This window comes from Dyella sp. GSA-30, assembly GCF_027924605.1.
Taxonomy (GTDB): Bacteria; Pseudomonadota; Gammaproteobacteria; order Xanthomonadales; family Rhodanobacteraceae; genus GSA-30.
Genome location: NZ_AP027042.1, coordinates 714908 through 736187, shown reverse-complemented (window position 1 = coordinate 736187; position 21280 = coordinate 714908). Strand labels below are relative to the sequence as shown.

The window sequence follows — 21280 nt, the reverse complement described above, 5'->3', positions numbered from 1 at the left end:
GGCGTAGCGTGCGGCCAGGTCTTTTTTTAGAGGCGAACGATGACCTTGTTCGGCAAATCGATGATGGCGCTGTCGATCTGCTGGATCGCTCTGACCATGTGCTCCGCATGGCCGTGTGGTATTGCCGCGCTGACGGGCGTGAAAAATTTCCGCCTCCCGTGTCGATCGGAGTCATGGCCGTTCGTCGTACAGGTAAGCGCGGGCCATGGGGCCACGCATTACTCACCGGAGAATGACCATGTTTTCAGGAAGCCGCACCGCCAGTTTCGCGCTGGGAATGTTCTCGCTCGCCATACTTGCCAATAGCGGCGTGGGTCGGGCAAACGAAGCCAGCTATACGATCGATCCCGATCACACCTACCCCAGCTTCGAGGCCGATCACTTGGGCGGTTTGTCGACGTGGCGTGGCAAGTTCAACAAGACCACGGGCAAGGTAACGCTGGATAAGGCCGCGGGAACGGGTAGCGTCGAGATCGCCGTCGATGCGGGCAGCATCGATTTCGGTCACGACCAGCTCAACACCTGGGCGGTCGGCAAGGATTTGCTCGAAACGAACAAGTATCCGCAGGCCGTCTTCAAGGGGCGGCTTGAAGGCTTTGTCCATGGCGCGCCAACCCGTGCCGTCGGCAGCCTGAGCCTGCATGGCGTGAGCAAGCCGTTGGTCCTGAACATCGACGGCTTCAAGTGCATGCCGCATCCCATGCTCAAGCGCGAGGTCTGTGGCGCGGATGCGCTGGCCACCATCAAGCGCGACGACTTCGGCATGGCGGCCGGCAAGGATTACGGCTTCAAGATGGATGTCGTGCTGCGGATTCAGGTAGAGGCGGTGCAGGATGCTGCCGCGGCGTCGACGCCGAAGGCGCCCTGAGCCAAGATGATGTTGTGACGGGACGGCCGCGACTGAAGTCGCTCCTACAAGATAGCCATGCTTTCCCAAGTTTGTAGGAGCGACTTCAGTCGCGACCGCACACCTTCAATCAATAACCGACCGTAAAACGCTGCCGGATATGCGCAGGTTTCTCGATCTCGTCGAGCATCGCAATCGCATAGTCCTCAAACGACACCCAGCTCTTGCCATCGGCAGCCACCAGCAACGTATCCGCGCCTATCCGGAAATGCTCGGTGCGCTCGCCGGCGATGAACAAGGCGGACGGGCTGAGAAAGGTCCAGTCCAGATCGCTGATGCCACGCAACACGTCGAGGAAGTTCTTGCCGGCGCGAGCCTCGTCGAGATAGATGGCGGGGAAATCCGCACCGTCGACCAGCAGCTTGCCGGGTGCAACCTCCAGGCTGCCTGCGCCGCCGACCACGAGATAACGCTTCACGCCCGAAGCGCGTACCAGCGCGAGCAGGTCGTCCGACGAAGCCTGGGTAAAGTGGATCGAGCTGATGATGGCGTCATGGCCGCGCAGCTTGGCCGGCAAGGACGGGTCCGTGATATCGGCAGCGATATGCGTCAGTTGCGCGGTGTCGGCCTGGTTGTCGGCACGGCGGGCAACGGCAGTGACCTGGTGACCGCGTCGCAGTGCTTCAGCGACCAGGCGTGTACCGACGTTGCCGCTGGCACCGAGAATGGCGATTTTCATAGTGACTTCCTTCGAGTTGGAGATGACCCACACCGGGCATCCTAGGCCTCGCGAAGGCTGCCGATAAGACGGATAATCACGTTTTCACTAGCCATCCATAATGGACAATCCCCATGGGTAGCCCACTGGCGTCGGTCAATCTCAATCGCATCGTGGTGTTCGTGGCGGTAGTCGAGTCGGGTTCGTTTACCGCGGCGGCGGCGCGCCTGGGGATGGTCAAGACGATGGTCAGCACGCATATCAAGCGACTCGAGGTCGAGGTCGGCGCCAATCTGCTGGTCCGCACGACCCGTCGTATAGCGCTGACCGATGCCGGCGAGGCCTTCTATGAAGCCAGCCGGATCTTGATCCGTGACGCCGAAGCCGCGGTGCAGGCCGCCGGCGAAGACACCACGGCGCTACGTGGGACCTTGCGCATCACTGCACCCGTCGACTATGCCGCCACCATTCTTACGCCGCTGCTGGTGCGGATGCGCGAGACCCATCCCGAACTGCGCGTCGAATTACTGACCGGCGACCGCCTGTTCGACCTGGTGGCCGAAGGTATCGATGTGGCGATTCGCGTCGGCAATCTGTCCGACTCGCGCTTGCGCGCGGTGCAGGTGGATAGTTATGCGCACTGGTTGGTGGCGACGCCGACCTGGCTGGATGGTCGTCGTCCCCGCCGCCCGGAGGATGTCGCCAAGCTGCCGCTGGTAGCGATGTCGGCCTTGCAGCGTCCGTCGACCTGGACGTTTACCGGCGCCAAGGGCGCCACACGCACGATCGCCTTCGAATCCCCGATGTCGGCCAACATCGCCCTGGTGGTCAAGGCAGCGGTCATGGCCGGGGCCGGCATGATGGTGATGCCCGATTTTGCGGTGGTCGACGATGTCGCCGCCGGCCGGTTGATCCGTTTGCTGCCGACATGGCAGTTACCAGGCGGCGGTATCCACGCGGTGTTTCCGGCAAGTCGCTTCATGCCGCAACGTGCGCGCGCATTTATCGACCTGTTGCGCGAGCATCTCGCCATGACCAGGCGCGTGCGTTGAGCGACGGTCGCGTCGCGAAATGCCGATGACGCGACCTTAAGCCTTCCGCATTACCTGGGAGCTGGCGGTTGCCTACCCTGCTTCTGCAACTGCTGGCGTACATAGCCGAGCTCTTTCAGTGAGCCCTGATCATCTGGCACCAGATGCAGGCAGGCGTAGTATTTCTGCGCGGCATCGTCCAATCGATTCAATTCGACCAGATCGTAACCCTGGCCGCGCAAGCCGCGGCATTTCAAGCGCCCGATATCCGCCGGCGTGTTGCCGGTCAGTTCGGCATACTTTTCCGCGATCTCAAAGGCAGCCAGCGAGCGATGCCAGTCACTCAGACGCTGATAGGCAAAGCCAAGCTCGCTATTGTACTGGCTATCGGTGGGCGCGAGCTTGACCGCTTTTTCCAGTTCGTCGCGACTCTTTGCGAACTGGCCTAGCTCGCCATAAGCGTAACCCCGCGCCCAGTACGCCATCGCCCAGGCCTTGCCCACCGCAATCGCCTTGCCACTGGGCCCCGGGTGCTGGGCTGCTCCAGTCAGATAGAACAGCGTGTCCTTGAGGCCGCGAGGCGAGTACATGACGTCCTTGCTGTTGCCATAGGCGTGCTCGTAGTAGTCGACCACGTCGGTAAGCGGCCCATCGATGGCCTGTTGCGGTTGATGCGCCTCGATCAACTTCGCGCCATCCAGGACTTTCTTCAGTTGCTCCTCGTCCTGCGCCGACACCTTATGCGAAGCCGCGGTCTGCGATGCCGCCGCGGTATCGTCTTGCGCCCAACAGTGCATGGATACCAAAAGCACCATGACAACTGCACACCATGACCATCCTTTCATGACGTCCCCTCTCGCGTTGTGTGGCGATGATAAACGCAAGACGCGGGCGGGAGGGGTTGAAGTCCGGGACGCAAAAAAATGCGTTGTGCGGATGCTCTTACTTGGCGGTGTCCGCGGGGGATTTGTCGCTTGAACCTTTGGGCAACGCCTGCGCCATCTCCAGATGATGCCTGAGCGTCGGCAGGGTCTTGGCGGCGAACGCTTTCAAGTCCGAGTCCTTGCCGCTATCGGCTTCCTTGGTGAACAACGCCACCGCCTGTTTGTGATCCGCCAGCATCTTCCGGCTGAAAGCGGTATCGAAGGCCGCACCTTGCTTGGCGCCGATGGTCTTGGCGGTCGCGGCATCCTTGGCTGAAGGATCGGTAGCGACCGTCAGGCCTTTTTCGCTGGCGATCGAGCTCAGTTCGTCGTTCGCCGATGTGTGATCTCTTACCATCTGCGCACCGAACTGTTTCACCTGGTCGGATTGGCCTTGCGACTGGCCGAGCTTGCCCAGTGCCACCTCCGCGGCTCCGGCGGCGCTGGCTTTCTTGACGAACATGGCGTCACCACCGGTCTTGCTGGCGGTGCTCGGCGTGCTCGCTGGCGTACTGCTCTGCGCGACAGCTCCGCTCGTGACGAATGCCAATGCGAGCGCCGCGCTGATCATCATCGGTTTAAGCATGATGTTCTCCGTTCTTGATGGACAAGGTAAGTGAAGCATCGTCTTGTCGGCCGGAGCGTCGCGTTGATTCGACGTGCACGCAGCATCAACGCATGGAGGCCTACGGTGTATGCGTTGTCGTCGAGGAGAAGCCCATGGCTAACGAACATCCCACGCCGCTACCCAAGGGTGCGGTGCTATGTGAGACCTGCAAGCAAGCTGGACAGAAGGTGGAAATGGAGCGCTACGATCCGGAAGCTCCCGCCAATCGCGAGCGCAAGAACGAAGCCACCGACACGGAACTGCAGACCTATCGCTGCCCGGTGTGCGAAGACGTGTCGGTATTTCGCGTGAGTTGAAGCTTATCCGAGCAGCGGACGATCGCCATGCTCGTACCACCGTAGTACGTCGTCGGGAACGAGTCGTTCCAGTGGCAGCCCGATGCTTCGGCACATGTCGAGCACGTTCAGCAAGGCCCGTTGCAGGGGGCGCTTCGGATCACCGTGAAAGCGCTCGTACTCCACTTGCTCAAGCATCCTCGCGCTGCCCTCGTAGAGCCAGTCGACACGTTCTTCCAGCAGCGAGCGCAGCCACGGGCGCAAGGGTCGATGTAGTGTGTAGCCTGCATCCTCGGCAAGCTGCTGTGCCAGTGCGGTGATCTCTGGATAGATGCCGCGATACCACTCGGTGTAGCCGGCTGCGGCTTCGCGCACGACCAATGGTGCAGGCGCGCGGCTTTCGATCCATGTGTCGATAAAGCGACGTTCGATGCGGCGAGCGTCGGAGACACGATCGACTTCGATCAGCAAGCCGCGGTCGAGATCGAAGAACTCGTAGAAGCGCCGATGCAGCGTGTGAAAGCGGGTGAATGGGTCACGCGAAAAGCCAAGCTTCAGCAGATCTTCGTCGCGATACGGCAAGACGTAGACATAAGCGCGTCCGCGCGAAGCAAACTGCGGATAGCCAACGTCGTCGCTCATGGCGCTGCAGTGGACTCTCCATTGAGCTGGCGCGACAAGGCATAAAGCAGGCGCAGATCCTGCGCGTCGAGCGCATCGCCGTCGATGCCGCGAAAATGGCGATGAAAGGCGCGTACCACTGCGTCGCGATGGTCCAGCGGATAACCGATGGCGCTCAGTGCCATCCACGGATCGAATCCCGCCGGCGGATCGATCAACGGCAGCTTAGGCCATAGACCGAAACCCGCATTGGCAAGCTGTTGCCAGGGAAACAACAGTCCGGGATCGTTCTTGCGGTCCGGCGCGAGATCTTCGTGGCCGATGATCTGCGTGCGCGGAATGCGCCAGCGCGCGGTGAGATCGTTGAGCAGCCGCAGCAGGCTGTCGATCTGCGCGGCGGTGTATGGCGACTGCGCGTCGTTATCCAGTTCGATACCGAGCGATGCGGAGTTGACGTCGGTAATCGTGCCCCAGCGCCCTGCCCCGGCATGCCAGGCACGTTGTTCGTCGGCGACCAGCTGATAGATCGTGCCGTCGCTGCCGATCAGATAGTGTGCGCTGACCGGGCCGCCGCTATTGCGTGTGCGTAGCGTATTCAGGCTGGCCTGCGCTGATCGTTGCTCGGTGGCATGCAGCACGATCAGTACCGGTCGGCGGATGTCGTGGTTTGGGGATGGTACCCATTGCGCCAGCGGGTTATGCGTTGGCGCCTGGGCGCAACCTGCGAGCCAGGCCAGCGCCAGCAGGCAGGCCCATCGGCCAGGGCTGCGATAAGCGGAGGTTTTCATGCGGCGATTGTATCGTCGCCGGCAGGTGACGACGGTGGGTTTCGAATTGTTCGGCCAGCCAGTGGTGGGAGTGCATGGTCACGTCTTTTGTTTTGGTCTCTTCTTAAAGTGACGAATGTGCGGATGACGGTACGTCGGAAAAAGCCCCCCCTCACCCCAGCCCTCTCCCCCGGCAAAGCCAGGGGAGAGGGCTGGGGTGAGGGGGCACAAGAAGCAATGCGAAGCGAGCCTGGTTTCAAGTCCCCGTTGGCTCGACCAAAAACTCCCGCAGCCGCGGCGTCATGAAATCCAGAAACGCCCTGATCCGCCGCGGCGCGCGCTTGCTCCCAAGATAAAGCGCATGAATCGATTCGCTGTCGGTGATCACATCATCCAGCACCGTGACCAATCGCCCCGCGCGCAGATCCGCGCGCACATGAAACTCGCCCAGCCGCGCCAATCCCATGCCGAGCACGGCCAGATGCCGCACGGTTTCGCCGTTATTGGCAACGATCGATCCATGCACTTCGCGATCCACCAGACGCCCACCGCTACGCAGCGGCCACACGCTGGCCGCACGGCGAAAATTGAAGCCCAGGCAGTTGTGTCGTTCGAGGTCGGCCGCCTGTCTGGGTGTGCCGTGCGCGGTGAGATAGGCAGGTGACGCCACAATGCGACGGCGCGTCTGTCCCAGACTCACCGCAAGCAGCCCTGAATCACTGAGCGGGCCGATACGAAACGCGATATCCGCCTGCGCCGCATAGAGATCGACGACGTCGTCGGTAACGGTGAGATCGAGCCGTACCGCGGGAAAGGCCGCACTGAAAGCCGGTAGCAACGGCATCAGAGCGTGCCGCCCGAAGGGCACCGAAACATTGATGCGGATCAGGCCGGCAGGAGAGCGAGCTTCACCCGCCACCTCCGCATCGAGGCCATCCAGCTCGCCAAGCAGCGCCTCGGCGCGCTCACGGTAGAGCTCGCCTTCGGCGGTGAGGCGCAGCCGCCGGGTCGAGCGTTCGACCAGGCGTACACCGAGCCGTTGTTCGATCCGGGTGATCAGCTTGGCGGTGGAGGATGGCGTCATATTCACCACCCGCCCGGCGCCGCTGAAGCTGCCGGTGTGGGCCACCTGCAGGAAAACCCGCATTTCCCAGGCACGTTGATCGCTCATGGGCCGATTATGTCATTCAATGACAAAGTAATGCGAATCGTGAGTGGATTCTAAGCAGTCAATGCCATGGCTAAGCTGCTCCTATCTTTTCAAGAAGGACTCCTCATGAAAATCGTCCAGGCCAATGGCGCATCGATTCCGGCCCTCGGTTTCGGCACCTTCCGCATGCCCGGCGCGGACGTGTTGCGCATGCTGCCGGCGGTGCTCAAGCTCGGTTATCGGCATATCGATACGGCGCAGATCTACGGCAACGAAGCCGAAGTGGGCGAGGGCATGGCGCATTCGGGCGTACCGCGCGAAGAGGTGTTCCTGACCACGAAGGTGTGGGTCGATAACTATCGTCACGATGCCTTTGAGCGCTCGGTCGACGAAAGCCTGCGCAAGCTCAGGACCGATCATGTCGACCTGCTCCTGTTGCACTGGCCTAACGACAAGGTGCCCCTGGCCGAACAGATCGAGGCCTTGAATGCCGTGCAGGCGGCTGGCAAGACACGACACATCGGCGTCAGCAACTTTTCCACCGCGTTGATGGCCGAGGCTGAGGGACTGAGCAAAACCCCGCTAGTCACCAACCAGGTCGAGTGGCATCCCTATATCGATCAGACGATCGTCCATGAAGCCGCTCGCCGTGCCCGCATGAGCGTGACGGCGTATTACGCGATGGCCGACGGCAAGGTCTTCGACGATGGGGTGCTGAAGAGCATCGCCGCCAGCCACGGCAAGAGCGTTGCGCAGGTGGTGTTGCGCTGGCTGATCCAGCACGACGGCGTGTTGGCGCTTTCCAAGACGGTGAGCGAAGAGCGCGCAGCGAGCAATGCGGCGATCTTCGACTTTGAACTTTCCGACGCCGAGATGACGGCGATTCGCGCCTTGGCGCGCAAAGACGGCCGCATTGTCAGCCCGCCCGGTCTTGCACCGGTGTGGGATTGACCGAACTCCTTTCATAGAGAGACACATCATGGACCTCAAGCTCAACGGCAAGACCGCACTCGTCACCGGCTCGACCGCCGGCATCGGCCTGGAAATTGCGCGCAAGCTGGCGCAGGAAGGCGCCGAAGTAATCATCGCCGGTCGCAATCAGGCCAAGCTCGATCAGGCCCTGGCCGACATCCGTGCATCCGGTGGTGCAAACGTGCGCGGCATCGTGGCCGACCCGGTCACTGCCGAAGGCGCGGACATCCTGCTCAAGGCACAGCCCGAGGTCGACATCCTGGTCAACAACCTGGGTATCTACGAATCCAAGCCCTTCGAGAAAATTACGGACGAGGATTGGCGCCGTTTCTTCGAAGTGAATGTGCTCAGCGGTGCGCGTCTGTCGCAGCGCTACTTTCCGGGCATGCTTGCGCGCAACTGGGGCAGGGTGATCTTCATTGCCAGCGAATCGGGTCTGATGGTGCCGCCGGACATGATCCACTACGGCATGACCAAGACCGCGCAGTTGGCGATCTCGCGCGGCATGGCCGCATTGACCAAGGGCGGCAACGTCACTGTGAATACTGTGCTGCCGGGGACGACACGCTCGGAAGGTATCGTCGATTTCATGAAGAGCGTGGCCAGCAATCCGAACGCCAAGCCGGACGTCATCGAGAAGGAGTTCTTTGCCAAGGAGCGCCCGACCTCATTGATCCAGCGCATGATCGAGGCCGAAGAAATCGCCAGCCTCGTCGCCTACGTTGCCAGCCCGTTGTCGTCAGCTACCAATGGTGCGGCGTTGCGCGCGGACGGCGGGATCACACCGACGATTGCCTGAGGGCAGGAAGTCGCGCCTCGCGGCGCGACTTCTCCAGATCACTGCTCATAAACCGCCGTGTTGGTTGCCCAGGCATCCGGCGGCGTCGGCGACGAGCCGCCGCTTGCATTGGCATTGGCCGGATCCGTGCCATTGGCGGCTTCCTCGATCAGCTTGGCTACTTCCTTGGGCTGCGATTCGTAGACCGAATGGCTGGCGCCCTTGGCCTCGACGGTGTGGCTGCCCGCGCGCTTGGCGTACATGCGTTCCAGATCGGGGCTGATGATGCGGTCGCTCTGCGCCACCATGTACCAGCTGGGCTTGGTCTTCCAAGCCACGTTCTGCACCGGCGTGGAGAACACCTTCGCCGCGGTCAGCATCTGCGACTGCGCTTCGAACTCGGCCTGCTTCTGCGGCAGGTCGGCGGCGAAGTCCTGATAGAAGCGAGCCGGGTCGAGATACAGAAAACCATCGGGCGTCTTCAGCGGCTTCTGTGCAAGCGCGGGAAAACGCTGACCGTTGCCTACCTCGGTTTCGCCGGCATCCGGCGCGTGTGCGGCGATATACACCAGGGCTTTCACTTTCGGATCGACGCCCGCTTCGGTGACGATGGTGCCGCCGTAGCTATGGCCTACCAGCACGACCGGGCCGTCGATCGTATCGAGCACGCGCTTGGTCGCCTGCACATCATCCGCGACTGACGTCAGCGGCTCTTGCACCAGAGTCACCTTGTAGCCGTCGCGCGTGAGGATGTCGTACACCGGGCGCCAGCCCGAACCATCCACGAACGCACCATGCACCAGCACGATGTTCTTGATCGAGGTGGGCTTGATCGTGGCAGCGCTGGCTGAAGCAGCGGCGAAGGCCAGGGCGACGCCGACAAAAAGGGCGGCCGGGCGCGAGACGATGGAAGTGAAGCTGCGCATGATGGTTCTCCTATCTCTTCGAATGGGGGGTAACGCCGCGCCGGCATGGCGCTGTCGTTGTGTGTCTGACGTATGAGCGTCAGGTTTATTTCGTCGGGATAAGAAAAAAAGTTTCACTATCAATGATTTATCGTGATGTCCGCTGACTGTCAGTGACTAGGGCACTAAATGCGATGACGGTAGGAGAGGGTGCCAAACAAAAAGCCGGCAACTTTCGTTGCCGGCTTTCGATGTGCCTCGCGGTGCAGCGCGACTTAGTAGAACGCTCTCTGCACCTGCACCCAGAACCGCGTCTTGGTACTGGGATTGTTGCCAAGCAGTTCCGGCGTGTTGCCGATCGGCTTGGAGGCACTGGCATTGACGACCCAGTTGTCCGTGGCGGCCCAGTGCAGGCCGATACCGGCGCTGCTGACGCGGCCGCTGTTGACGCCATCGATAAACGGGTTCTTGTACACCTGCACGCGACCGGTATCGGCAAACAAGGCGACCTGCCAACGGCCCGGCACCTGCGGTAGCGAAAAGTCGTGGCGGTATTCGACGGTGAACAGGTTACCCTGCGAGCCAGCGAGCGCGCCTGTGTCGTAGCCGCGTACGGTGTTCGGGCCACCGAGATAGAACTGCTCGGAGGTATCGAGGTTCTTGTTCGACCACTGCGCGGTGTAGCCGAAGTAGAAGGCGTTGTTCGGGTCCAGCTGCTGCAGGCGCGAGATCGAGCCACTGAACTTGGTGTACGTGCCGGCGGTGCGCGCGGTCAGTGCATCGATGAATTCGGATAAGAGATTGGTGTAGGTGATCTTGCCGTACGAACCGCTGATATTGAAGTTGGTGATGCCGGTCGAGTCGCGCTGGTCGCCGGCCAGCGTCCCTACCCACACATTGGCATGACGATCGGTATCGACGAACGCTGCCTCGATATCGTCCTTCAACAGTTTGTGATCGAACTCGATCTGACCATAAAGGTTGAAGGCAGTGTTGCGGACGAACGGTTGCGACAAGGTCAGGCTGCCGACCAGCGCCGAGCCATGCGCATCCAGCGGCTCCAGCCCGTTCTCCAGGTGATAGTGCAGCGTCGATACGGCCGCGCGCAGCGTGGTGCCCTGGCCATTGAGCAGATAACGGTAGCCGGCCTGGAAATAATTCATGCCGCCGCCCGAAGTGAGCGCACTGAAGTCGAGCAGGTCGCCCTGGTGCAGCAGGCCGTTGATATCGAAGTTGCCGCCCAGGCGTGCGCGGCCGGTGTAGCTGTTGCCGAAATCGTCCAGGCCCACCGTGCCGGTGTAACGCGGCGCAGAGGCGACATTGACCAGCAGGTCGGAGGTGCCAGGCTCGTCGCCGGGGCGCACCACCGAACCGGTCAACGCACCCGGAATGTCCGACAACAACAACAGGCTGCGCTCCAACTGATAGTTGCTCACCGGCTGGCCGGGCTGCAGCGGCGACAAGGTCGCGTTGAGCGGGCCGTTGGATACGGCGCTGTCGTTCTGCAGCACGACCTTGCCGTAGCGCGCTTCCACCACAGCGATGCGCACCGTACCGTCGCGCAGCGTTTGCGCCGGCACATAGGCGCGGGTCAGCGGATAGCCGGCGTGCTGATAAGCGGTGCTGATCTTGTCAGCCAGATCGTCGAGGTCGTTCAGGCTGAGCTGCTTGCCTTCGCTGCTGGCGACCAGCGCATGCAGCTGGTCGGTCGGCAGCAAGGTGTTGCCGCTGATTTCGATCGTGCGCACCAGGAACGGCTGCGTATCCTGCGCACGCTGGCGCTGCGGACGCTGCATCTTCAGGTCAAGGTCCGATGACGGCGAGGTAATCGGCTGGGGCACTTGCTGCAACAGCTGACCGCTGCTCGGCAGCTGTGTCTGCGGCACGGCGACCTGCGCGTGCACTGCGGTACCCCACAAGCCGAGCGACAGCATGGAGCAGAGCAGGGTGAGGCGCGGTGCGGGTTTGGACTTCGGGTTCATAAGATTCGTTCTAAGGCTCAATGGATGCGAGGGGCGCTTGGCGCGGGACGTCATCGGTGAATGGCTCATGGCATCGCATTCACTGGCATCTGCACGCCGCCATCGACCACCTTGAGCGCGAGCCCGGAATGGAAGTCGGTGCGTGCACGGTTACGTTCGTTCGGACGGTGTTCTTTTTTCTGGTTGCCGGTAAACGAGCCCACGACGTCCTGATCGGCGACGCCGTAGGGCGTGGCGATCGCCGAAGGCCCAACCGCGCCTTGCAGCTGTGCGAGCAGACCATCGTCGACACCGAAGGCGGAAGCCTGGGCACCGGTGATGTTTGCGGTCGTGGTCGTGGTCGGATCGATGACGACATAGTTGCCCGCATCCGCGCCCGAGCCGGCGATACCGGTGACCGTAACGGTCTTGCCGTTGCCCACGTTGGGATCGCTGAAGTTGGCACCGGTCCCGGCGAAACTCACCTGGTCGCCGCCCAGCACGCCGTCGCTGCTCAGCGTGACCGTGTCCTTCGTATTGCCGTCGAACATCTTGTTCGTGCCGGTCGCGGTAATGGTCACCGGGCGCGGCGTCACATCGGCGGTAAGGCCGGTCGGCTGGACCAGGATGTAGTTGCCCATATCGCCGCCGCTGATGGTCATCGCGGTGGTCACCGTCTTGTCGTTGCCGACATTCTTGGTGTCGAACAGGCCGGTCGCGGAATTGCCCAGCGTGACGTCATCGTTGCCGAACAGGCCCGACAGCATCGAACCGCTCAGCGCATCGGTACGGGTGCCGTCGTAAACGCGATTGGTCGTCTGCGTGCCGATCACAGTCAAGGTGGCCGGCGTGATCGTCAGCCAGTCGGTACCGCCGGTGAGCGTGTAGTTGCTGCCCAGTGCCGAACCGTTGCCCGTCAGGGTGAAGCCGCCCAGGCCACCATTGGCGAAGGCTTTCTGGGAGCCGACGTTCTTGTCCGACACCGTACCCGTGCCGGTCAACGTCAGCGTCTCGCCATTCACGCCGGTGAGCACGCCGTTGTTGCCGAACAGGTTGCCGGCAGCGGCAGCGGTGCCGTCGTAGGTACGCGTGCCGGTGAGGTCGAGCACGACCGGCGTGATGTTGGCGGTCGTGGTGGTGTTGGTTGTCAGGGTGTAGTTGCCGGCATCGCCACCGTTCAAGTTGCCGTTCACGTCGACGGTCTTGCCGTTGCCGGCGTTCTTGTCCTGGAAATTGCCGCTGCTGACGATACCGACCTGGTCGCCCGCGATGACACCGTTGAGGCTGCCACTCACGCTGGCGTTGGTATTGCCGTCATACACCTTGTTGCCGGCGACGATCGTGCCGGTAATCGCCAGCGGGGTGATGTTGGCCGTGGTGGTGGTATCGGTGTTGAAGGTGTAATTGCCCGCATCGGTACCCGTGGCGGTGATGCTGTCGACCGTGACGGTCTTGCCGTTGGCTACGTTCTTGTCGCCGAAAGCCGCCGAGCCGGCGGTGAAGTCCACCGTGTCGCCGGCCAGCACGCCGCCGCTGCTCACCGTGGCGGTGGCCGCGGTGGTGCCGTCGTAGATCTTGTTGTTGGCGGTTGCGCCCACGGTGATCGCCAGCGGGGTGATGTTGGCGGTGGTGGTGGCGGTGTTGTTGAAGGTGTAGTTGCCCGCATCGGCGCCACCGGCAACGATGCCGTCGACCGTGACGGTCTTGCCGTTGGCCACGTTCTTGTCGCTGAAGGTGCCCGGGTCGCCGCTGAAGTTCACCGTGTCGCCAGCCAGGATGCCCGTGCTGCCGAGCGACGCGATAACGGCCGCATTGTTGCCGTCGTAGACCTTGTTGTTGGCGGTAATGCCGACGGTGACCGCCAGTGGCGTGATGTCGGCCGTCGTGGTGGCGGTGTTGTTGAAGCTGTAGTTGCCTGCATCGGCGCCGCTGGCCGTGATGCCATTGACGATGACGGTCTTGCCGTTGGCCACGTTCTTGTCGCTGAACGTACCGGGGTCGCCGCTGAAGTCCACCGTGTCGCCGGCCAGGACGCCGGTGCTGTTCAGCGCGGTGACGGCCGCGTTGTTGCCGTCGTAGACCTTGTTGTTGGCGGAGGCGCCGACAAGGATCGTCAGCGGCGTGATGTTGGCGGTCGTGGTGGTATTGGAGGTGAAGGTGTAGTTGCCCGCATCGCCGCCATCGAGCGTGCCGGCGACCGCGACCGTCTTGCCGTTGGCCACATTCTTGTCGCCGAATTGGCCGCTGGTATCGAAGGTGACATTGTCGCCGGCCAGCACGCCGGTCAGCGTGCCGTGGGTGGTCGCGCCGAGACCGGCGTCGTACACCTTGTTGTCGGCGGTGATCACGCCGGTGATCGCCAACGGGGTGATATCGCCGGTGGTCGTCGTGGCATTGTTGAAGCTGTAGTTGTTTGCATCGGCGCCGTTGGCGGTGATGCCGGTCACCGTGATGGTCTTGCCGTTGGCGACATTCTTGTCGCTATAGGTGGCGCTACCGTCATTGAAGCCGATCGTGTCGCCGGCGAGGACGCCGCTGCCGGCCAGGGTCACGCCGGCCACGTTGTTGCCGTCGTAGACCTTGTTCGAACCGGTCGCGCCCACGGTGATCGCCAGCGGCGTGATATTCAGTGTCGACGTGCCGATCTCGTAGTTGCTCGACAGCGAGCCGTTGCGTCCGCCCAGCGTCATGTCGCCGGCACCGTCGAACACCTTGCCGTTGGCCACGTTCTTGTCGGCCACGTTGGAGTTGCCGCTGAGGGTGAGCGTTTCGCCGTTGACGCCGGTGAGTACGCCGCCGGCGCCGAACAGCGACGAGCTGACATCGGTCAGGCCGTCGTAGACGCGTGTGCCGCTCAAGTTGATGATGAACGGTGTGACGTTGGCGGTGGTGGTCGTGCTGGTGTTGAACGTGTAGTTGCTCGCGCCGGCGCTGCTGGTGCTGATACCGGTGACCGCCACCGTTTTGCCGTCCGCGACGTTGGCGTCGCCGAAATCCGAAGCGCCGGCGGTGAAGGTCAGGCTGTCGCCGCCGACCAGGCCATTGGCGGTCAAACTGACGTTATCGTGGGTCAAGCCGTTGTAGGCGCGATTGGTGCCAGTCGCGGTCACCGTGATCGCCAGCGGGGTGATGCTGGCCGTAGCGGTGCCGTGCACAAAGTTGTAATTGCCGGCATCGCCGCCTTGCACCGTAATGTCATCGGTAACGGTCTTGCCGTTGCCGACATTCTTGTCGCTGAAGTGGCCGTCGACCTGGTCATTGAGCGTGACGTCGTCGCTGCCCAGCACGCCATTGAGCGAGGAGACATGGATGGTGGCGTGGGTGGTGCCGTCGTAGACCTTGCTATCGGCGGTGAAGTTGGCATCGAGCTGCGCCTTGGTCACGGTCAGCTTGGCATCGTCCAGCACATAGTTGCTGGACAGGCCGCCGTTGCTGCCGTCGCCCAGGCCCAAGGTGCCAAGTGCCACGGCCTTGTTGTTGCCCACGTTCTTGTCGGCAAGGCTACCGGCGCCGGTGACCACCAGGGTCTCGCCGGCGACGCCGGTGGCGAGCTGGCCACCGCTCATGAACACTGAGGCATTGGCGTCGGTCAGTGCGTCGTAAACGCGCGAACCGGTCAGATGGATCTCGCGCGGCGTGATGTTGGCCTGGGTCGCGGCCGAGTTGTTGTCCAGCACGTAGTTGCTCGCATCGCCGCCGCTGGCGGTGATGCCGGTGACCGAGATGCCGATATTGTTGCCGACGTTCTTGCTGGCGAAGTTGGCCGCACTGTCGTTGAAGCTGATGTTGTCGCCACCGACCACGCCGGCGCTACTGAGGTCGACCTGGGCCGTCGTCGTGCCGTCGTATTCCTTGTCGTGCCCGGTGGCGCCGACCGTGATGTGCTTCTGCGTGATGTCGGCCAGGGCGGTGCCTTGGGTGAACACGTAGTTGCCGGCATCGTTGCCGGAGATAGTCATATTGCCGGTAACGGTCTTGTTGGTGCCGGCGTTCTTGTTGTTGAAGCTGCCGCTGCCGGTGTTGTTCAATGTCACCAGATCGCCGGCGACCAGGCCGCGATTGCCGTTGGCGGCTTCCAGCGCGGCACCGGTCAGTGTTGCGTTGGCATTGCCGTCGTAGGTCTTGTCGTTGGCGCCAAAGGTGGCGGTCAGCGCGCGTGGCGTGATCGTCACCCAGTCGGTGCCGCCGACCAGGGTGTAGTTCGAGGCCAAGGTGGTGCCGTTGTCGACCAGGGCCAGGCTACCGAAATCGGCAAAGGCTTTCTGGTTGCCGACGTTCTTGTCCACCACGTTGGCCGAGCCGGTGAGCTTGATCACTTCGCCATCGACGCCGGCAATGGTGCCGGCCGGTGCGAACAGCGAGGCGTCGGCTGCGGCGGTACCGTCGTAGACGCGCGTGGCAGTCAGGTTGATGATCGCCTTGGTGATCGTGCCGGTGCCGGTGGCGGCGGTCGGCAGGATGTAGTTGGCCAGGTTGGTGCCCGCGCCTGCGACAAAGTCGGATACCACCAGGGTCGAATTGACCGTGATGCCGGTACCCGCGTTCTGGGTGATGTAGTTGGCGGTGGCCGACTGCGGCACGGTGGCGCCCTGGCCGGCGACGAAGCCGTCGAGCTCGTAGTTGGCCGCGGTCAGCGTGGTCGAGGTGCTGCCGTCGTAGGCCTTGGTCGGGTCGCCGATGATCGAGGCGGTAAGTGCACGCGGTGTAATGTTGATCGTGCTGCTTGCCGGCTGGCTCAGCGCGTAGTTGCCAGCCAGCGTGCCGGTCAGCGAGTAGCTGCCGAACAACACCGCGAGATTGTTGCCGACATCGGCGGTGCGCGTATTGGCATCGGCATCGGCCGTGACCAGCTGCACCGAGGCCGCGTCGCCGCCGAGCAAGCCGTTGAGTGCCGCAGTGCCATGGATCGCTACGTCGGTGGTGCCGTCGTAGACTTTGCTCGGATCGATACTGATGCCCGAGACGGTCAACGGTGCTGGTGTGATGTTCGCAAACAGGTTGGTCGGCTGCTGCAGGTTGTAGTTGGCCGCTTCGCTACCCGAGAGCGAGAACGTGCCGGGCGCAACGGCAATACCGGTACCGGCGTTCGCGGTGGCGAAATGGCCGGTGTTCGCTGTATTGAGCGTGACATTGCCAATGTCTGCGGTGACCAGGCCTTGCATCTGTGCGCCGCTGACGTTGAGCGTGGCCGTGTCGGTGGTGTCGTAGACCTTGTTCTGAGCGCTCACGCCGGTAATGAACAGCGGCGCCTTCGTGATCGTGCCCATGCCTTCGGCCTGGGTCGGCAGGATGTAGTTGGAGAAATCCGTACCGGCGCCCGGCGTGAACGAGGTGGTTGCCAGCAGCGCCACGATGTTCCAGTTGCCGGCGTTCTTGCTGGCGAAATCGACCTGCGCGGACGGCGTGATGGTGCCGCTTTCGCCGGCGACGAGGCCGTCCAGTTCGTAGTTACCCGCGGCCAGCGAGATCTTGGTGGTGCCGTCGTAGACCTTGGTCGGGTTGCCGATGATGCGCGCGGTCAGCACCGCCGGATTGATGATGCCGGTGCCGAAGGCCTGCGTCGGCAGGGTGTAGTCCTCGGGGTGAGCGGAGTTCACGCTCAGGTCGCCGTTGCCGAAGCTGGCGGTCAACGACTGCGTGCCGACGTTCTTCGAGCCGAAGATGCCGGTGAGGTTGGCAAAGTTCATCGACACCGTGTCGCCGTTCAGCAGACCGGTGAAGGAGAAATTGGCCGGCAGCAGGCTGATGGTGTTCAGCCCGTCATAGGTTTTCGATGCGCCGACCAGGCCGGCGATGATCAGCCCCGCAACCGGTACGGGCGTGATCTGGCCGGTACCGGCCGCCACGCTCGGAATCGAATAGTTGTTGAGATTGGTGCCGCCGTTGGCGACCAGGTTGGCCGCGCTGAGCAACGCGGTGACGTTCCATTGGCCTACGTTGGGATCGGCATAGGTGCCGGCAGTCTGATTGACCGTCGCGCCCTGGCCTTGCAGGAAACCGTTGATCTGGAAGTTGCCCGCGTTGAGCGTGGCGACATCGGTGCCGTCGTAGACCTTGGTCGGGTTGTTGATGATGCCGATCGTCAGCGGTGCCTGGGCGATCGTGCCGGTACCCGTCACCGTGGGGGTGAAGCTGTAGTTGGACATCGACGTGCCGCTGGCCGTGTGGAAGTCGGACGCTTCCAGCGTTGCGGTCAGGCCGATGTTGTTGCCGGCGTCGGGGCCGGCGTAGTTGGCTGTGGAAACCTGGTCCAGCGTCGCGCTCTGGCCACCCTGCCAGCCGACGATCTGCCAGTTGGCGGCCGTGGTATCGGCGGTGGTGGTGCCGTTGTAGGTCTTGCTCGGGTTGCCGATCAAGGTGATCGTCAACGGTGCCGGCGTGATATTGGCGAACAGCCCGGTGGGCTGCGTCAGCGTGTAGTTGCCTGCGCCACCGCCGGTCAGCCCGAAACCGCTGGCGCTGATCGCGATGCCGTTGCCGACATTGGGCGAGGCAAAGGTGCCGGTCGCGCCACTGCTATCGAGGCTCACCGTGCCTGCGTCACCGGCTACCAGGCCCTGCAGCGCGGCAGTGCCGGCGTTCAGTGCATCGTTGGTGGTCGCGTCGTAGTTGCGATTGGTCCCGGTCACGCCGCTGATGGTCAGCGCCTTGGGCGTGATGCTCGCGGTCAGGGTGGTGGGCAGCACCAAGTTGTAGTCATTCGCCTTGGCGCCGCTCAACGAGAAACCCGTGAGCGTTACCGTCTGGTTATTGCCTGCGTTGGCCGAGGCAAAGTTGCCCACGCCCTGTACCAGCGACACGTTGCCGGTGTCGCCGGCGATGATGCCGAACAAGTGCTGGTTGCTGATATCCAGGCCGGCGAGCGTGCTGCCGTCATAGACCTTGCTGTCGGCCAGGATGCCCGACAACACCACATTCGCCGGGTTGATCATGCCGGCGCCCGTAGCCACGGTCGGCAGGATGTAATTGGACAACTGCGTGCCGATGCCGGCGATGAAGTTGGTGTCCTTGAAGCCGGCGGTGATCAGCTCGGCGCCGGCTTCGGCGCTGGCATAGCCGACCGAGTTGGGCTGGTTGACGGTGATCGTCTGTCCACCGACCAGGCCGCTGATCACATAGTTACCGCTGCCCAGTGTGGCAGTGGTGGTGCCGTCGTAAGTCTTGGTCGGCGTGCCGACGATGCTGGCGGTCAGCTGCGCGGGCGTGATCTGGCCGACCGCCGCGGTGACCGGCGAGCTACCCAGCGTGTAGCCGAACACGGGGATGTTGCCGCTGCTGTCGGTGATGACGAAGTTGCCGATCGCACCGGGCGAGGTTACCGAAATACCGCTGGCGACGTTGACCGACGCGTAGCTGCCGCCGCTGGCCGTGGCGATCTTGTCGCCGTTGAGCAGGCCGCTAGTGACGAAGTTGCTGCCGTTGAAGCTCGCCGCATTGGTGTTGTCGTAAACCTTGCTTACCGTGCCGGTCAGGCCGGTGACCTGCAGCGAAGCGGCGGTGCTGTACATCAGGCCATTGCCGCTGCCTTGCAGCGTGCCGCCCAGGCTGGTGCCGTACTGGATGAAATTTGGCGTGATGCCGCCAAGCACATTGCTGGCCGGATTGGCGGTGAACAGGTTCCACTTGGCACCCAGCGCGTTGGCGCCGGCGTTGTTGGTGAACTTGCCGGCATTGAGCGTGGCACCCGTGCCAGCCGACAGGCCGCCGGTATTGCCGACGCTCAGCGTGCCGGAGGTCGCGTTCATCACGATCCCGCCGCTGCCGTTGATGATCGCGTTGACATTGATGTCGTGGAACGCGTCCAGCTCCAGCGTGGCTGCTGCGTTGTTCCAGCTGATCGCCGCATTGACGTTGATATCGCCGTTACCCGACGACTGCACGCCGACGCCGCTCGCGCCACCCGACGTTGTCTGCTCGACGACATTGGTGCCGCCGTTGAGCGTGCTGGAGATCGTGTTGGCCGCGTTGGTGTCGATGGTCAGATCGGTCGGATCGACCAGCCAGGTACCTGCCTTGCCGGCTGGCGCGGACGCGGTGATCTTCGCGTCGGTGGCCAGCTTGAAGTTGGCCGCGGAGGTTTCGATCTGGCCGCCGTTGCCGCCGTTCGGGGCGCTCGCATCGAGCGTGCCGCCGACATTGACCGTACCCGCTTCCATGCCGCCAAGCAGAGTGATCACGCCGTCATGGTTTTGGACGCTGCGCGCCTGCACGGTACCGGTGTTGTTGACCGCGCTGGCCAGCAGCGAGTCGCGTGCGCCGGCGGTCATCAGCACCTGGCCGCCATCGGCGACGATCAGCTGGCGGTTCTCGGCAAGATTGTTCAGCGTGCTCTTGTCCACCGCCAGATGCAGCAGATGGTTGTCGCCAAACGTCAGTGTGACGGCACTGCCGCCGCCGAGCGCCACCGTACCGAGCTGTGCGCGGATCACACCCTGGTTCGATACCTGGTTACCGATCAGCGCGGCATAGCCGCCGTTGGCGGTGGTGATGCTGCCCTGGTTGATCACCTTGCCCTTGCCGTCGCCACTGAAGCGCACGGTGTTGGAGCCGAGCGTGCTGTCATCGAGATCCAGCGTCGAGGCAACGATGCCGCCCACGTTGACCTGCGCGCCCTGGCCGAACAGCACGCCGTTCGGATTGATCAGCCAGACCTGGCCGTTGGCATTCAAGTGGCCGAAGATCTCGCTCGCGGTGTTACCGAGAATACGGTTGACCGCGATCGAGCTAGCGCCTGGCTGCAGGAAGTTCACCGTCTGGTCGGCGCCCACGTCGAAGCTCTGCCAGTTCAGCGACAGCACCTTGCTGTTCTGTTGAATCGTGGTGGTGTTGCCCGATTGCTGGATCTGGCCGGAGCCGGACACGATCTGGCCGCCGGTCGGCGCGTTGCCCGCATGCGCCAGTCCCGTCATGCCCAGCGATGCCGACAGCAGCGACAGCATCATCACTCGATGTCCGACGACATTGCCGCGCGACATGCCGCCGCGCTTGCTCTGTGCCAGCTCCGAAGCGGGAACCCACTGGGAGAGCGAGCGGTTCCAGCACAGCCGATAGATGTGGTTCATGGCTCAACGCGTCCTGTTAATTTAAGTGCATACAAATGACGGGCGTACGCGCGCGCGCGACACCTTGGTCGTGTGGCCTGAGCAGATGAAAAACTTTCAGGGGAAAACGCGTCCGCGCGCTAATGCGCGCGGAAAACATCGAGCCGATGGTCGTTATGACTTAAGGAATGTGCAGAAGCGACACACGCATTCCCCGTGCACGCCATGGCGTGCATGTTTTGAAACTCGTTTCGATGTTCGACTACTGCTGATACACGCCGTCGCGCGTCCCCTGAAAAGCCCCCTTCAAACCCCTAGCCTGTAAAGCGCGCCGTCGAGGCGCTTGCCCTGTAGCAACCCTTGCCCTGCGTGTTGCTTGGCGAAAATGATACCTAGATCACGTGACAGGGAGGACTTTTGGAAAAATTCTCTGTTTTTGGTCATTTGGCCCGATTTGTGCTTGGCGCGGCGTCAACGCAAATTTTTCATAGCTCGCGAACTTGGGTCGCATCCCTTTTCATCCGCTGGCAGCTCATGAAAACGATGTAACGCGAGGCCGGACAAGGCCTTTAAGCTGCGTGTGTTCTCCGGGCTGGTTTTGTTTTTTCTGATAATCGCGAACGAACGTTTTAACCAGCCATGCGCATCTCGCAATACGCGCAA

At 62.6% G+C, this 21280-nt stretch carries 14 protein-coding genes; 5 read left to right on the top strand and 9 right to left on the bottom strand.

Annotated elements, in window-relative coordinates; translation table 11 throughout:
* Window positions 1-238 precede the first annotated feature (238 nt).
* Entirely contained in the window at window positions 239-868 is a 630-nt protein-coding gene (locus QMG46_RS03320) for a YceI family protein (protein ID WP_281851045.1), read from the top strand.
* A 109-nt stretch (window positions 869-977) separates the two neighbouring features.
* Here the strand turns inward: QMG46_RS03320 and QMG46_RS03315 are convergent, their stop codons facing one another.
* Window positions 978-1586 carry an NAD(P)-dependent oxidoreductase gene (locus QMG46_RS03315; RefSeq protein WP_281851044.1) on the bottom strand — a complete coding sequence of 203 codons (609 nt, stop codon included), beginning with the start codon at window positions 1584-1586 and terminating at the stop codon, window positions 978-980.
* Between the two features lie 113 nt (window positions 1587-1699).
* Between QMG46_RS03315 and QMG46_RS03310 the strand changes: the two genes are divergently transcribed.
* Window positions 1700-2617 (top strand): LysR family transcriptional regulator, encoded by a 918-nt coding sequence (locus QMG46_RS03310; protein WP_281851043.1) that lies wholly within the window; start codon window positions 1700-1702, stop codon window positions 2615-2617.
* A gap of 50 nt (window positions 2618-2667) precedes the next feature.
* On the opposite strand, the gene QMG46_RS03305 is transcribed toward QMG46_RS03310, so the two are convergent.
* Both QMG46_RS03305 and QMG46_RS03300 read right to left on the bottom strand, forming a co-directional pair.
* Window positions 2668-3411, bottom strand: a complete 744-nt coding sequence (locus QMG46_RS03305; protein ID WP_281851041.1) for a tetratricopeptide repeat protein — start codon at window positions 3409-3411, stop codon at window positions 2668-2670.
* A 127-nt stretch (window positions 3412-3538) separates the two neighbouring features.
* The gene (locus QMG46_RS03300; RefSeq protein ID WP_281851040.1) at window positions 3539-4105 is read right to left on the bottom strand and encodes a DUF4142 domain-containing protein; all 567 of its coding nucleotides are present in this window, start codon (window positions 4103-4105) and stop codon (window positions 3539-3541) included.
* A gap of 134 nt (window positions 4106-4239) precedes the next feature.
* On the opposite strand from QMG46_RS03300, the gene QMG46_RS03295 reads away from it, so the two are divergent.
* Window positions 4240-4443: a hypothetical protein gene (locus QMG46_RS03295; RefSeq protein WP_281851038.1), complete on the top strand. Its 204-nt coding sequence runs from the start codon at window positions 4240-4242 to the stop codon at window positions 4441-4443.
* A 3-nt stretch (window positions 4444-4446) separates the two neighbouring features.
* On the opposite strand, the gene QMG46_RS03290 is transcribed toward QMG46_RS03295, so the two are convergent.
* From QMG46_RS03290 to QMG46_RS03280, 3 genes are all read right to left on the bottom strand, one after another.
* On the bottom strand, window positions 4447-5064 hold the full coding sequence (locus tag QMG46_RS03290; protein WP_281851037.1) for a GIY-YIG nuclease family protein: 618 nt from the start codon (window positions 5062-5064) through the stop codon (window positions 4447-4449).
* A complete protein-coding gene (locus QMG46_RS03285; protein WP_281851036.1) occupies window positions 5061-5831 on the bottom strand; it encodes an N-acetylmuramoyl-L-alanine amidase in 771 nt (256 codons plus the stop codon). The genes QMG46_RS03290 and QMG46_RS03285 overlap by 4 nt, the downstream gene beginning before the upstream one ends.
* Window positions 5832-6066: 235 nt before the next feature.
* Complete coding sequence (locus QMG46_RS03280; RefSeq protein ID WP_281851035.1) at window positions 6067-6981, bottom strand: LysR family transcriptional regulator; 915 nt, start codon at window positions 6979-6981, stop codon at window positions 6067-6069.
* Between the two features lie 105 nt (window positions 6982-7086).
* On the opposite strand from QMG46_RS03280, the gene QMG46_RS03275 reads away from it, so the two are divergent.
* Window positions 7087-7911 (top strand): aldo/keto reductase, encoded by an 825-nt coding sequence (locus QMG46_RS03275; RefSeq protein WP_281851034.1) that lies wholly within the window; start codon window positions 7087-7089, stop codon window positions 7909-7911.
* Window positions 7912-7939: 28 nt separating this feature from the next.
* Entirely contained in the window at window positions 7940-8731 is a 792-nt protein-coding gene (locus QMG46_RS03270; protein WP_281851033.1) for an SDR family NAD(P)-dependent oxidoreductase, read from the top strand.
* A 38-nt stretch (window positions 8732-8769) separates the two neighbouring features.
* Here QMG46_RS03270 and QMG46_RS03265 read toward each other — a convergent pair whose 3' ends face one another.
* From QMG46_RS03265 to QMG46_RS03255, 3 genes are all read right to left on the bottom strand, one after another.
* Entirely contained in the window at window positions 8770-9636 is an 867-nt protein-coding gene (locus tag QMG46_RS03265) for an alpha/beta hydrolase (protein WP_281851032.1), read from the bottom strand.
* A 254-nt stretch (window positions 9637-9890) separates the two neighbouring features.
* Window positions 9891-11597, bottom strand: coding sequence for a ShlB/FhaC/HecB family hemolysin secretion/activation protein (locus QMG46_RS03260; protein WP_281851031.1), 1707 nt, complete (start codon window positions 11595-11597; stop codon window positions 9891-9893).
* A 65-nt stretch (window positions 11598-11662) separates the two neighbouring features.
* Complete coding sequence (locus QMG46_RS03255) at window positions 11663-20638, bottom strand: YDG domain-containing protein (RefSeq protein ID WP_281851030.1); 8976 nt, start codon at window positions 20636-20638, stop codon at window positions 11663-11665.
* Window positions 20639-21280: the final 642 nt, after the last annotated feature.

Bases quoted from the DNA above. Each gene is read 5' to 3' on its own strand.
- QMG46_RS03285 (WP_281851036.1), bottom strand. From the start codon at position 5,831: ATGAAAACCTCCGCTTATCGCAGCCCTGGCCGATGGGCCTGCCTGCTG.
- QMG46_RS03270 (WP_281851033.1), top strand. From the start codon at position 7,940: ATGGACCTCAAGCTCAACGGCAAGACCGCACTCGTCACCGGCTCGACC.
- QMG46_RS03260 (WP_281851031.1), bottom strand. From the start codon at position 11,597: ATGAACCCGAAGTCCAAACCCGCACCGCGCCTCACCCTGCTCTGCTCC.
- QMG46_RS03300 (WP_281851040.1), bottom strand. From the start codon at position 4,105: ATGCTTAAACCGATGATGATCAGCGCGGCGCTCGCATTGGCATTCGTC.
- QMG46_RS03290 (WP_281851037.1), bottom strand. From the start codon at position 5,064: ATGAGCGACGACGTTGGCTATCCGCAGTTTGCTTCGCGCGGACGCGCT.
- QMG46_RS03275 (WP_281851034.1), top strand. From the start codon at position 7,087: ATGAAAATCGTCCAGGCCAATGGCGCATCGATTCCGGCCCTCGGTTTC.
- QMG46_RS03255 (WP_281851030.1), bottom strand. From the start codon at position 20,638: ATGAACCACATCTATCGGCTGTGCTGGAACCGCTCGCTCTCCCAGTGG.
- QMG46_RS03265 (WP_281851032.1), bottom strand. From the start codon at position 9,636: ATGCGCAGCTTCACTTCCATCGTCTCGCGCCCGGCCGCCCTTTTTGTC.
- QMG46_RS03295 (WP_281851038.1), top strand. From the start codon at position 4,240: ATGGCTAACGAACATCCCACGCCGCTACCCAAGGGTGCGGTGCTATGT.
- QMG46_RS03315 (WP_281851044.1), bottom strand. From the start codon at position 1,586: ATGAAAATCGCCATTCTCGGTGCCAGCGGCAACGTCGGTACACGCCTG.
- QMG46_RS03305 (WP_281851041.1), bottom strand. From the start codon at position 3,411: ATGGTGCTTTTGGTATCCATGCACTGTTGGGCGCAAGACGATACCGCG.
- QMG46_RS03310 (WP_281851043.1), top strand. From the start codon at position 1,700: ATGGGTAGCCCACTGGCGTCGGTCAATCTCAATCGCATCGTGGTGTTC.
- QMG46_RS03320 (WP_281851045.1), top strand. From the start codon at position 239: ATGTTTTCAGGAAGCCGCACCGCCAGTTTCGCGCTGGGAATGTTCTCG.
- QMG46_RS03280 (WP_281851035.1), bottom strand. From the start codon at position 6,981: ATGAGCGATCAACGTGCCTGGGAAATGCGGGTTTTCCTGCAGGTGGCC.